9 protein-coding genes are annotated in these 14528 nt (G+C 36.0%); 5 read left to right on the plus strand and 4 right to left on the minus strand.

Features of this window, described 5'->3' with window-relative positions; translation table 11 throughout:
- Positions 1 to 122 precede the first annotated feature (122 nt).
- Positions 123 to 545, plus strand: coding sequence for a hypothetical protein (locus tag EO244_RS13170; RefSeq protein ID WP_129255153.1), 423 nt, complete (start codon positions 123 to 125; stop codon positions 543 to 545).
- A gap of 92 nt (positions 546 to 637) precedes the next feature.
- Here EO244_RS13170 and EO244_RS13175 read toward each other — a convergent pair whose 3' ends face one another.
- Both EO244_RS13175 and EO244_RS13180 read right to left on the minus strand, forming a co-directional pair.
- On the minus strand, positions 638 to 1222 hold the full coding sequence (locus tag EO244_RS13175; protein WP_129255154.1) for an indolepyruvate oxidoreductase subunit beta: 585 nt from the start codon (positions 1220 to 1222) through the stop codon (positions 638 to 640).
- A gap of 174 nt (positions 1223 to 1396) precedes the next feature.
- A complete protein-coding gene (locus EO244_RS13180; RefSeq protein ID WP_129255155.1) occupies positions 1397 to 3022 on the minus strand; it encodes a thiamine pyrophosphate-dependent enzyme in 1626 nt (541 codons plus the stop codon).
- Positions 3023 to 3589: 567 nt separating this feature from the next.
- Here EO244_RS13180 and prmA point away from each other — a divergent pair.
- The 4 genes from prmA to EO244_RS13200 all read left to right on the plus strand — a co-directional run bounded on the left by prmA (position 3590) and on the right by EO244_RS13200 (position 11682).
- Entirely contained in the window at positions 3590 to 4432 is an 843-nt protein-coding gene (gene prmA, locus EO244_RS13185) for a 50S ribosomal protein L11 methyltransferase (RefSeq protein ID WP_129255156.1), read from the plus strand.
- 40 nt (positions 4433 to 4472) lie between these two features.
- A complete protein-coding gene (locus EO244_RS13190) occupies positions 4473 to 8957 on the plus strand; it encodes a hypothetical protein (protein ID WP_129255157.1) in 4485 nt (1494 codons plus the stop codon).
- Between the two features lie 109 nt (positions 8958 to 9066).
- Positions 9067 to 11148, plus strand: a complete 2082-nt coding sequence (ppk1, locus tag EO244_RS13195) for a polyphosphate kinase 1 (RefSeq protein ID WP_129255158.1) — start codon at positions 9067 to 9069, stop codon at positions 11146 to 11148.
- A 33-nt stretch (positions 11149 to 11181) separates the two neighbouring features.
- Positions 11182 to 11682 (plus strand): SixA phosphatase family protein, encoded by a 501-nt coding sequence (locus EO244_RS13200; RefSeq protein ID WP_129255159.1) that lies wholly within the window; start codon positions 11182 to 11184, stop codon positions 11680 to 11682.
- A gap of 38 nt (positions 11683 to 11720) precedes the next feature.
- Here the strand turns inward: EO244_RS13200 and EO244_RS13205 are convergent, their stop codons facing one another.
- Positions 11721 to 14075, minus strand: coding sequence for a type IA DNA topoisomerase (locus EO244_RS13205; RefSeq protein WP_129255160.1), 2355 nt, complete (start codon positions 14073 to 14075; stop codon positions 11721 to 11723).
- Positions 14076 to 14134: 59 nt separating this feature from the next.
- Positions 14135 to 14509: a response regulator gene (locus tag EO244_RS13210; RefSeq protein ID WP_129255161.1), complete on the minus strand. Its 375-nt coding sequence runs from the start codon at positions 14507 to 14509 to the stop codon at positions 14135 to 14137.
- Positions 14510 to 14528 lie beyond the last annotated feature (19 nt).

The raw sequence follows: 14528 nt of genomic DNA on the forward strand, positions 1-14528 counted from the left end.
GCGTCTCATACGAGGCGCTTTTTTTATACCCAAAAATCTATCATTAAATTTAATCTAAATAAACCCGATTATTAAAAAGAATAATCCTAAATTAGCTTTCCAAATTAAAAATAGCATTACATATGGATCCCATTTTACTTAAAGAATCTCTAAAAACAGAAGATATTGACTTGCTTATCAAACAAGGTTTAAACGATATGGAAATAAGCCTTAAGCAAAAAGAAAGCATCTACTCTGAAGCTGAAAAACTGGCTTTACCATTTGTGCAAGCTATAAACTACCACATCAAAAACCAAGAAGCTAAAGACGCTTCTTACACCTTCAACATTGCAATACTCTTTAATAACTTCACGGAAAAATTTCGTGAGATATTCGTTCCTAATTATAAAAAAGATGTGCTTGTTGGTTTTGGTATAAGTGCCATTTGGATGGGTATATTAAATGGTCTTGATGCTGAAAGTGGTATCATGCCCAATCATCCATTTAAAAGAGAAATTGCAACTTGCCTTAGAACTATTAGTGAGATATTAGACAACAAAGCATAGATAAATAAAGTGCAATAGAAAGCCCCGATGAATATACACCGAGGCTTTCTGTTCATCAACCATCGAAAAATGGTCAGTATTTTTTGATATATCTATTTGTTTTCTTCAGAGAATTTACGTCCTGCATGCAGAGCATCAATATTCATCTGGACTACATCCTCACCTTTTTTACCAAAAATCTTACGAATACCTTCCTCAAGATATTCAAAAGGCACATCGATAAACGGAGACGCAGCTCCTAACATCACAAAATTGAAAGCTCTTGTAGAACCTGTTACTTCCATAGCAATCTTGTCAGCATCAATCAATACATAGTTTGGTAAAGCTTCAATTGTCTTAACTAACTCATCCTCGTTAGGATAATCAGGAATGTTGATAAATGGAGATGAATTCGCAACCACATACCCCCCTTTTTTAAGGTAAGGCAGGTAACGCAAAGCCTCCATTGGCTCTACTGATAAAATAATATCAGCACCACCTTTAGGAATTAAATCCGAGTAAATTGGCTTATCAGAAATTCTCATGAATGACTGAACATCACCACCACGCTGACTCATACCATGAGTTTCAGCTTGTTTCATGTGTAAATTATTATCTAAAGCAGCAGATCCTAAAGCAGCAGCAATGGAAAGAATTCCTTGTCCGCCAACACCTGCAATAACCATATCTGTTTTCATCTGTTTATAATTTAAAATTTTGGTCAGATGGAAGTCGCCAATATGAATCCTTTTCCATTCTTGAAAAGTTCATCTTTGGCTCGTTTCATATGTATGCTATTTTATTCTCAAAAAGCAACCAAGATCACTTTCTGATACATTGAATTATTGATTTATTTTAGGCAAAAATTAAAATTAAGCTTTTGCAGCAGCTTTAGCTTTCATAGCTTTTTTAATCTTCTGATCACGAACATTCTTCTGAACGCAAATACGACGAGGAATAATTACTGATACACCCTGATAATCACATTCTTTACGAATAATATCTTTCACTTCTTCATGCTTCTTAGGAAGAGATGTGAAAACTTTAATATGCTCCGGATCAACCCCCAAACCTTCACAAATAGCTTCAAGTTTTCCTTTAGCAGAAGACTTCTGACCACCAGTCATCGAAATAGACTCATTATCAGAAATAATAACAGTGATCGGTGAATTCTCATTGATAGCATCCAATAAACCTGTCATTCCTGAGTGAGTGAAAGTAGAATCACCAATCATTGCAACAGCAGGAATAAGACCTGCATCTGCAGCACCTTTAGCCATAGTAATAGAAGCACCCATATCAACACACGTGTTAATAGCACGGTATGGAGGCAATGCACCTAAAGTATAACATCCGATATCAGAAAATACGCGACCTTCACCATATTCAGCAATGACTTCATTCAATGCTTTATAAACATCATGATGGCTACAACCAACACACAATGCTGGTGGACGGGCAGCAACCAAATCAGGAATAGCCATTCCTTCTTCAACTTCCATTCCTAAAGCTTTTGCAACCATATCAGGAGTCAACTCACCATCACGTGATAAAGTGCCATCCAAACGACCGATTACAGCTTCTTTTCCTAAATAACCTTTCAATAATTCTTCAACTACCGGATAACCTTCTTCAAGAACCATCACTTTATCACATTCCGAAGTGATCTTTTCCATCATCTTACGAGGAAGTGGGTATTGGCTAACTTTTAACACAGGGAATGGACAATCGCCATTAGGATAATTCTCCATCAAATAATTGTATCCCAAACCACAAGCGATTACACCAAGAGATTTATCTGAACCTTCGGTATATTGATTGAATTGAGAATCTTCAGAAGCCGCTTCGAATTTCTCTTGATTAGACAACAACAATTTATAGCGACGACGAGCAATACCTGGCAATAATACAAACTGTTGCTTATCTTCAGGCAAATGCATTTCATTCTCAGCTGCAATCTCAGCAACTGGCTCAACCCCAGCACGAGAGTGTGCCAAACGTGTTGTAATACGCATCATTACCGGCGTTCCAAAAGCCTCAGACAATTCAAAACCAAAGCGAGTCATATCGTAAGCTTCTTGCTGATTTGAAGGCTCAAGAATAGGAATCATTGCAAACTTACCATACACACGTGAATCTTGCTCATTCTGAGAAGAGTGCATTGATGGATCATCAGCAATTGTAACGATCATACCACCGTTAGCTCCGGTAATGGCAGCATTCATAAAACAGTCAGCAGCTACATTCAAGCCAACATGTTTCATACAAACCATGGTTCTTTTACCAGCATATGACATACCAAGAGCAGTTTCCATAGCTGTTTTTTCATTCGCTGACCATTCGCTATGAATCTTACGCTCATTAGCAATTTTTGAATGCTGAATGTACTCTGTAATTTCAGTAGAAGGTGTTCCTGGATAAGCGTAAACACCTGACATTCCAGCGTCAATCGCCCCTTGAGCAATAGCTTCAACACCTAACAATAGTGACTTTTGCATACTATTAGTATTTGTTTATTATTTAAATATTTTCAAGATATATTTTGGGTATCTATTTCTAGACTTATAGAAATACGGATTAACAATCGGTCAATCATGTCCAAAAAAAATGTACTCAGAGAGAAAATCAGATTTTAAAATCTGAAAAAAGGGAATATGGATTATAGGCCTCCGAAAATTTCAAAAAAGCTTACCAAATATGCAACAACGTAGAAATAAATTGCAAGAAAATCCATTTGTTTACTTGTAGATTGTAATTAAAACAAGATTTTATCCTATTAATTGATGCAATTATACCAATATTTGATTTAATGTCAATAAGAATAGAACTCCAAACAAGAAGTTTAGAACAATTTCAAATAACGAAAACGGTTGCACAAATACTATAACACTAACAGCCAGACTGTTATCGACTGGAGATTTAAAACTCAGATCTTATTATTTGCCAACACAAAAAATAGATATTGCTTTATTCTTAAATAAATGGAGACTTTTAAGCGAAGAAGATTATTTTTGTAAGTTACAACATAAAATCTGTAAAAAACTTTCAACTAAATATTACAACAAATGGATTACATTGAACTAAAATGTGAGATTACCCCTTATAACGAAGCCATTGCTCAGATTCTGATTTCAGAACTTGGAGAGCTTGGCTACGACAGCTTTACTGAAAATGAAGATTCTGTAGACGCCTATATCACTGAAGATCTTTTTGATATCGAAGCGGTTAAAGCAATTAGCCTGGATTACCTTCCTGAATCGAATTTCAAATTAAATTACACCTTTAAAACAGTTGTATCTCAAGATTGGAATGCCGTTTGGGAATCAAACTTCCAACCTGTTATCATCTCCGATAAAGTTGTTATTCGTGCCTCGTTTCATACCAATACACCAGAGGTTCCTTATGATATAGTTATCGACCCTAAAATGTCTTTTGGAACAGGGCATCACTCAACCACTTCGCTTATGGTTCAGAGTATTTTGGATAGCGACATCGAAAACAAAAGAGTACTTGATATGGGTTGTGGAACCAGTCTGCTTGCCATATTAGCCTCAAAACGAGGAGCAAGAATGGTTGACGCCATCGATATTGATGAATGGCCATATAAAAACTCGCTTGAAAACATTAAAAACAATAAGGCAGATAATGTTTCTGTTTACTTGGGTGATGCCAAGCTTCTTGAGGGAAAAGAATACGATATTGTTCTTGCGAATATCAATCGTAATATTCTTTTAAACGATATGAAATCATACATAGCTTGTTTACCTCAACATGGAAACCTAATTATGAGTGGTTTTTACACCGAAGATTTAAAGGCTATTCAGGAAGAAGCTGAAAAAAACGGTTTGACTTATATAAACCATAAAGTTGATAACAATTGGGTTGCCGTGCGTTTTGAAAAAAAATAAAAAGCAAGCATTTAATTTTAAGAATATAAAATAACCAACAATGTCAAAGTACCTATTCTCACTTATTTTTTTAGGATTTCTTATAGCCAATTTATCAACTAAGGCGAATACCTTCAATCAGGATTCTTTAACTAAAATAAGTGAGGTAGACGTGCTTATGAATCACCCCTCCTTAGATAATAAAGACAAAAAAATCTTTCAGGAAAAATTTCAAAATTTCTGGACCCAAGCACAGCTAAACACTGCACAAAGAGATTCTGTTCTTTCAATATGTGAACAATTCAGAAAAAAAAGAGCTCGTGTTGTCCCCGACTTCTACGACTATTTCAACAGTCTTATCCTGTTTAACGAAAAAGGGTTAAGTGAAACCGATTACACAAATTGGCAAAAGGGACTGCTTCACGAATTAAATACACCCAAAGCTAAACTTAAAAACATCAACGAGTTTATAAAACAAACGAATAATTTACTCCAAGACAGTCTGCTCTATAAATCGTTTTCAACAAAATGGAAAACAAAATCGGCAAATTATCATTTTGTCTATGACGATAAACTCAAAATTGTTTTTGATAAAACCGAGCTTGTTTGTTATTCACAAAAAGACAGCTGCACAATATACAATGCAAGTGGTATTTACTACCCTTTCGAAAAAGAATGGATTGGCTCAGAAGGAAAAATTGCATGGACAAGAGCTGGTAAATTATCCTCAGATGAATATGCCGAGTTTAAAAATTACCAGATTGATATTACCAAACCCAAAATTGAAGTAGATACAGTACAATACAGAAATAAACAGCTTTTTAAAAGCTGGATATCCGGCTCACTAACAGAACGAGTAAACGTGGTTAAAAACCCAAGCTTAGCCACGTATCCCCGTTTTAATTCCTTTGATCAAAACATCGCAATTGACAGCTTATTCGAAAACATCAGCTATAAAGGAGGAATCGCGATTCAAGGGGCAAAATTTATCGGGAAAGGAAATTCTGAGCTACCTGCAAGCATAAAACTAACACGAAACGACAGCTTATTTATTGAAGCCTCATCGGAATATTTTAGTTTTTCAAACAATAAAATTATAGGGAAAGATGCCGAAATCACCATTCATCTTGATACGTTTAAAATATATCATCCCAATCTTCATTTAAAAATCTTAATCAACGATAAGGAACTCATCTTAACGCGAGACGGAACCGGCATGTCCCAAAGCCCCTATTTCAACAACTATCACAATCTGCTAATGGATTTTGGAATTCTTCATTGGAAAATGGACGAAGACATCATTCATTTTCAAAAGATGAAAGGAGCTTCTCATCGTTTGGCAAAATTTGAATCCATAAATTATTTTACAAATAATCATTACTTAAAGCTTCAGGGGATGGATGATAAACATCCATTGGTTCTTCTAAATGCCTTTGCCGAGCATATGTATTCCAACAGCTTTACTACAGAAGAATATGCCAATTATATCAAAAAACCAATTAGTCAGGTTCGTCAACAGGTGATTGGCTTATCCTTTCAGGGTTTTGTAAATTACGATGCATCAAATGATGAAATCACAATCGAAAAACGCAGTGCCAATTACATCGCAGCTGCTATGGGCCAACAAGATTACGATGTTATCCATTTTACATCCAAAACTGAAAAACTTCAGGATGATGCGACACTTAATCTGAAAAATTTTCATCTCGAAATAAACGGCGTAGATCAGGTATCAGTCAGTAACTCTCAAAATGTAACATTTGTTCCCCGAGGCGGAAAATTATTGGTAAAACAAAATCGGGATTTTGAATTTAGTGGTTTGGTAAAAGCGGGACCTCTAAATATGTATGGTAAAAACTTCAATTTCTCCTACAATCACTTTAAAGTTGACATGGGACTTATCGATTCTTTAAAAGCCTATATTCCTTCGGATGATAAAGGTCAGTTTGCCAAACGAAACGCGATATTCCTTGAAAATATTGTGAAAAATGCTACGGCCAATCTTCTGATTGACGACCCTTCCAATAAATCAGGAAACAAATATCTGGAACAATATCCCATCTTCAATTCATATGACTCATCCTATCTGTACTACGATAAGACTTTTATACAGAATGGCGTTTACAAAAAGGATAAATTCTATGTAAAAGTAGACCCGTTTAGCATCGACAACATCAATAAACTATCTGATCAGGATTTACAATTTCAGGGCGAATTTAAATCCGGTGGAATCGTTCCTGGCTTCCGTGAAAATTTAATTGTCAACAACGACAACTCAATTGGTTTTGCGCATGCTATAGACAAGAATGGGGTTTTAGTTTATAATAAAGCGACTTTTACAGATTCACTTTTCCTAAACAATGATGGATTATGGGGTAAAGGGACTTTCACTGAACGAAATACTAAAATTGTCTCCGATCATTTTGTTTTCTTACCAGACAGAGCAAAGGGACAAGCTGAATCGTATACACTTATGGCTCAAACGACTCCTTACTCACATCCTGATATCAGTGGTAAAAACATTTGGGTTGAATGGCAGACAGCTAAAGATCAGTTCAGAATTCAAAGTCAAGGCAAAGGTTCTCCTCTGGGGATGTACGAAGGCTATGCATCATTAACGGGAATTATAAATATTACCAAGGATAAAATGGATGGTTCCGGAGAAATGATTTATGCCAATGGTTCATTTACCTCAGATCATTTCAATTATTCAGGACGTCGAATTACTGCTGATACCAGTAAATTTAAACTTCTGAGTCATAATGAAGCAGGTTACTCCTTTAAGGCAGCATCGTGTAATGCAGTGATCGATTTAAAAACTCAACGAACTGATTTCAAAAGCACTATAGATGGCAACTACAGTAGTTTTCCATCAAATAATTATATCTGTCAACTCAATAGTTTTAAGTGGAATATGACCAATGATCAAATTGAATTTGGAAGTGAAGAGTTGGCGAATTTGAATCAGCTGTGGGAAACCGGACAAATCAACAGTTTACCCAAAGAATCATTTAACACATTTATTTCAACTCATTTCGATCAGGACTCCTTAAGTTTTGAAACGCCATACGCCATTTACGACACAACTGATTATGCCATAGCTGCTAAATTTGTTGAAAAATTGAAGGTTGCCGATGCTAATATTTTGCCATTGCATGGAAATATCACGGTTAAAAATGATGGGTATCTTGAACCTTTAAGTAACTGTGAAATTTTGGTAGATACCCTCCTCCATTTTCATAAAATCACCGATGCGATGATTGAAGTGAAAGGAAAAAGAGAGTATACCGGAACCGGATTTTACACCTACAAAGATGAATTGGATGAAGAACAAGAAATCTATTTCAATGAGATCAGTGTAGACTCAACAGGACAAACCATCGCCTCAGGTGTTTTACCAGAAGCCAAATCCTTTACTCTAAGTCCGGATTTTGATTTTAAAGGTCAGGTTCATCTGGCAGCCAGAGATAAACATTTACGTTTTGATGGAGAGACTCAAATTCATAATAAATGCGACAACATCAAACATAGATGGCTGTCTTTTAATGCACCAATTGATCCCCAAAATATACTGATCCCAATTGACACCATTGGTCGCGATAAAGAAAATGTAAAGATTTTCAACTCATTGTATCTAACCAATGATTCGATCCATATCTACCCTGCATTTTTGTCAACAAGAAAATTCTATACCGATAATCCTCTTCTTACGATTGCTGGTTATCTAACCTACAACAAGAATCAAAACCTTTATCAAATTGCAAGCGAGGAAAAACTTCACAATCCCGATCTTCCGGGCGATATGATTTCTTACAATATGACTAATTGTGATCTGAATGGTGAAGGTCTAATCAACTTCGGCGTAAAGCTTGGGCATGTAAAGACCACAGCTGCAGGAACTCTTAATTACGATTCAGATAAAAGCAAGCTTACAATCAATACCTGTTTGGGCTTTGATTTTTATTTCTCAGAACATTTATTAAAAATGATGAGTAAATATATTTCAAACTCGGTGCAAAGACCCAGCAACCTAAACAATGAACATTTCCTTAGAACTTTCCCTTTGATATTCCCTAATGGAGAATCGGATAAAATTATCAAAGAGATTAAGGAAAAAAGCACCTATCATGCCCTACCCGATACCATTAAACAAACCCTGTTTTTTAATCAGGTTAAGCTAACATGGGATGCTCAAAACAAAGCCTATTACTCACTTGGTGAGCTCGAACTTGGAAGTGTCTTAAATACAGGATTCAACTGTATCGTAAAAGGTAAAATTGAAATTCGAAAAAACAGGCGAGGTAACCGTATGTATCTGTACATGGAGCTCGAAGATGGGACTTGGTTCTATTTCGAATATCAAAATCAGGTCATGTTTATGAGATCATCGGCTTCAGAAATTAATATTGCCATGGAAGAAGTTAAGGAAGATGAGAGACGTTTCAGGGATCCTGTGAGCAGACTAAACTACCTTTACTTATTAGCTCCCATGTCTAAAGTAACGCGCTTTAAGAAATTGCACGAATTGGATGCAGGCAATCAATAAGCAATTACATAGGTTAAGTAAAACACAAAATTAATTTGATTAAAGAACGTGTAATGCCTATGTAAAATTTTCTTATTTTGTTAGAACACATTTTGAATCTATCAGTTATATGTCGAAATATCAGTTTTTCAATCGCGATTTAAGTTGGTTATCCTTCAATAATAGAGTTTTGGATGAAGCTCGAAATAAAGATTTACCCCTGTATGAAAGAATTAAGTTTCTAGCAATTTATTCTTCCAATCTGGATGAATTTTACCGAATTCGGGTAGCATCATACCAACGATTTACAGAGCTCCCTATTGAAGACAAACTACAATTAAGAGAAAATCCTGATCATACGCTAAAAAAAATCAAACAGCAAGTTCATAAGCAACAAGTGGAATTTGGTAAGATTTTCACCAACGAAATCGTACCTGAACTGCTTAAAAATAATATTGTTCTCTTGCAAGGGGAACCAATTTGCGAAGAGCACTATGAGTTTACGAAAGAATTTTTCCTTGATAACCTATTGCCATATATGCAGCCTATGCTGCTTTTGAGAAAACAGATTCAACCCTTTTTACAAAATAATGCCATTTATCTGGCGGTAAAACTGTATAAAAAAACAAGCAAGAAAGATAATCCCGACAAGCCTAAGAGAGCTAAATACGCCATCGTTAAAATTCCCAGTAATCGCTTCGACCGTTTTATTGAACTGCCTGCAATCAACGAAAAACACCACATCATGTTCATCGACGACATCGTGAAACTTCACATGAAAGTTGTGTTCCCTGGCTTCAAAATCGATTCGGCATACAGCTTTAAAATGAGTCGTGATGCCGATATTTTAATTGAAGATGAATATTCGGGAAATATCATGAGTATGATTGAACGAAATCTGAAAAAACGTGAAACCGGGGTTCCATCACGTTTCTTATATGACGAAAATATTCCTCGTGATTTTTTAAACTTATTGAAGCTTGCATTTAATCTGACCAATAACGAACTGGTTAAAGGAGCACGATATCACAACTTTCATGATTTTTTCAAGTTCCCTAACCCCGCAAATGCAGAGTTGGAAGACTCTGCATTGTCTGCACTTAAGGTAAAGGAGCTCGGGCAGAGTAAATCGATGTTTAAAGCGATTCATAAAAAAGATATTTTACTTCATTATCCATATCAATCTTACGAGTATGTTATTCGTTTTTTGAATGAAGCTGCCCTTGATCCCAAGGTGGAAGAGATTAAGGCGACTCAGTACCGTGTTGCTGAAAACTCAGCCGTTGTCAACGCTTTGATTAATGCAGCTCTAAACGGAAAAAAAGTAACCGTTTTGGTAGAACTTAAAGCCAGATTTGATGAAGAAGCCAATATGAATTCAGCTAGAGCAATGACCAAGGCAGGTGTTAAAATTATATATAGCCTACCAGGACTTAAGGTTCATGCTAAAATCGCTTTGGTGATCAGAAAAACTGATAAAGAGGATTATGCCTACCTCAGCACGGGTAATTTTAATGAAAAAACAGCCCGAATTTATGCCGATCATGGGTTTTTCACCTCCGATGAAACAACCATATCCGAACTAAAACTCCTGTTCAGATATCTTGAGAATCAAAAAACAGAATGTAAATTCAATAAACTTCTCATCGGGAAATTCAATATGATGGATGAATTCATAAAAATGATAGACCGCGAGATTAGCCATGTGGAAAAAGGTGAAAAAGGACATCTCATTTTAAAGATGAATGGTTTACAAGAACGTGAAATGATAACAAAACTTTACGAAGCCAGCAGCAAAGGCGTTAAAATCGATTTGATTATAAGAGGTATTTGTTGCTTAATTCCGAATAAACCTTATTCCAGGAATATCAGAATTATTCGTATTGTAGATCAGTATTTGGAGCATGCCCGCGTTTTTTATTTTTACAATAATGGTGCTGAAGATGTATATCTTTCGTCAGCAGACTGGATGGCACGTAACCTACACCGACGGATTGAATGTGCTTTTCCAATAGAAAAACCTAAACTAAAGAAAGAGCTCATTGATATTCTAAACATTCAACTAAACGACAACACAAATGCCCGATTAATTAATGAAAAAATGGATAATATTAAGCTAAAAAATGAGCCAACGGGAATAAAAAAACGTGCACAAAAAGACATTTACACTTACCTTGAAGAAATCGAATTATCCAAGCATTTAAAAAAATAAAGACAGAATATTCTACCGATTAAAATTAAACAGATGAAACAACTTATTTTATCTCGACATGCCAAAACAGAAGTCATTCGTTACGACATCAGTGATTTTGAACGCAATTTAACCAGTAGAGGAATCAACGATTCAGCTTTAGTTTCAGATTATTTATTCAAAAAAGGAATTCATACCGATCTGATCATATCCAGCCCTGCCAACAGGGCTATCGCAACTGCCAGACTTTTTGCAAATCGCTTCAATATTCAACTGGATAAAATCGTTCAGGTAGAACATCTTTACCACGGCTTTAGTACTCAGGAGTTTCTAGAAATGCTAGAAGATAAAGCCGGGCAATTTGACCATGTATGGGTTTTTGGTCATAATCCGGATATTGCTTCATGGGCCTATAAACTACTGGATAAATCTTATCTACATGTGCCAACAGGTACAACAATAGGAATAGAGTTCGATGTTGAAAACTGGTCTAATATCCATGCCCGATCAGGCAAATTAATTCATTACACAACACCAAAAATGCTAAAAGAATAAGCTCAGATTAAGACTGAGCTTTTCATTTACAAATAGGCTTATTGCTTTCCAAAAACAATCTTCCCCATATTATCAACAATCAACTTTCCATCTACTTTCTCCTGTGTTTCAGGATGGGTAAAACCTTTAATCAACTTGGTTTTTCTATCTGTAACCAAAGATTTTATCTGAGATTCTGAAAGACTCTTGCCCATAAATTCAAAAGGAATAATAAAACGACAGCCTTGCTTATAATTTGAACAGCCGTAAGCAGCGTTTCCTTTCATCATTGTACCATCCTTACACAAAGGACAATGCCACACTTCAGCTTCTTCAGGAACGAAACTCAATTCAAAAGAAGGATCCAAAATCAAGATACCATTCTGCTTTTCCCCGTCAATCTCAAATCCTTTTATTTTGGGTGTTTTCTGTTTTAATATTAAAGCTTCTATTTGTTTATCAGTCAGTTTTTTATTCTGAAATTCAAATGGCAAACGGATATCGCAACCATTCTTCCAATTGCTACATCCCCAGGAACTATTCCCTTTTAGAATTTCACCCGCCTGGCATTTAGGACAAGTTAGTTCTACTGCTTTAGCAGGTGCTTTCTTTTGAGATTTCTCTTTTTCCTTCTCCTCTTCCACAGCAGCAATCTTCTGAATATGCGTTCTCGATTTCACATCCTTAACGATATTAAAAACCATCTGCTTTAGTTCTAGCATAAACTGATCAACTTCGTAGTTTCCTTGTTCGATATCTCTCAGTTTTTTCTCCCAAAGTCCCGTCAATTCTGCTGATTTCAAAAGTTCGTTTTCGATAGTATCAATCAACTGAATACCGGCAACCGTTGCCACTAAACGTTTTTTCTCTTTTTTAATATACTTTCGTCGAAAAAGTGTTTCAATAATATTTGCCCGGGTAGAAGGACGCCCAATCCCATTTTCTTTCATCAACTCCCTCAACTCATCATCATCAACCTGCTTTCCGGCAGTTTCCATAGCTCTCAAAAGAGTCGCTTCAGAATAATATTTAGGTGCTTGCGTTTGTTTCTCTGCTAAATCGGGAATATGCTCCCCACTTTCACCTTTCTCAAACACAGGTAAAATTGTTCCCTCACCCACATTGCTGTCTTTTGAAAAAAGAACACGCCAACCGGGTTCAATAATCTGCTTTCCGGTTGCTTTAAAATCGATATTAGTCACTTGTCCCATCACCGTTGTATTACTCACCTTACAATCAGGGTAGAAAACAGCAATAAAGCGTCGCGTTACTAAATCGTAAACCTGCTTTTCTTCATAACGCAACCCTCCGGGTTGAACACCAGTTGGAATAATCGCATGGTGATCGGTCACCTTTTTATTATCAAATACCTTTTTCGATTTACGTATTTTTTCTCCAAGCAACACTTCTGTAAACTCCTTATAAGGCGTTAATTTCTTAAGAATCTCGGGTATTTTTTTATAAATATCATCGGTTAAATAGGTGGTATCTACTCTCGGGTATGTCGTTAATTTCTTCTCATACAAACTTTGGATTATTCGCAAGGTCTCTTCAGCAGACAAATTCAGCTTTCTATTGCAATCAACCTGCAGAGAAGTCAAGTCGTACAACTGGGGTGGCAATTCCTTTCCTGCTTTTCGCTCAAAAGAAACCACTTCAAAAGGCTCTGACTTAATCTTACTTAAGAATTCAACACCTTCTTCTTTTTTATCAAAACGTCCGCGAGTTGCTGAAAATGTAACCTCACGATAAACCGTTTTTAGTTCCCAATAAGTTTGGGGAATAAAATTATCGATCTCTTTCTGACGATTCACAATCAGTGCCAAAGTTGGTGTCTGTACACGACCAATGGAAAGCACATTTTTACCACTTCCATATTTAAGCGTAAACAAACGTGTGGCATTCATTCCCAAAAGCCAGTCTCCAATAGCTCGTGATGAACCTGCCGCATATAAGCGATCAAATTCTTTCCCATCTCTTAAGTTCTCAAATCCTTCACGAATCGCCTCTTCTGTAAGAGATGAAATCCACAAGCGCTTAATTGGCACATTGCATTTTGCTTTATGAAGGACCCAGCGCTGTATCACCTCTCCTTCCTGGCCGGCATCACCACAGTTGATCACTTCTTCTGCATTTTCAATTAATTTTGCCAAGATGTCAAACTGCTTTTGAACGCCAGTATCATCAATCACTTTAATTGCAAAACGTCCTGGAATCATGGGCAAATCATTCAAATGCCAATATTTCCAATTCAAATTGTAATCACCTGGTTCTTTAAGTGTACACAGATGTCCAAAAGTCCAGGAAATTTGATAGCCATTACCTTCATAATAACCATTTTTCTGACTCTTAGCCCCCAAAATCATCGCAATTTCACGCGCAACACTTGGTTTCTCTGCAATACAAACTTTCATCCGCAATAATTTAAATTTTCAGTACGTTATACACGCAAATAAGTAGATCAAAAACAGATCTATAAATATTTATCAAGCATCTCAAAAAGAACCGTTTTTGTTACAGGTTTTGAGATATGATCATTCATTCCAGCTTCTTTCGACTTTATATATTCATCACTATACGCATTTGCCGTCATGCATATAATAGGAATCTTAATACCTATCTCTCTCAAATTGACGCTAACCTCGTAACCATTGATAATAGGCATCTGAATATCCATAATGACCAAATCATATTTTTCTGAGTTGGGGATTAAAACCTCCAATGCTTCTTTCCCATTATTAACCCACTCGACACTATAATTGGCTTTTTCAAGCAGGGTTTTGACAATCTTTCCATTTATGAAATCATCCTCCACCAACAGGATTTTATAACTTGCTTTCTCTACCATATTAACATTAAATTCTACT

The sequence above is a fragment of the Ancylomarina salipaludis genome, assembly GCF_004122035.1.
Lineage (GTDB): Bacteria > Bacteroidota > Bacteroidia > Bacteroidales > Marinifilaceae > Ancylomarina > Ancylomarina salipaludis.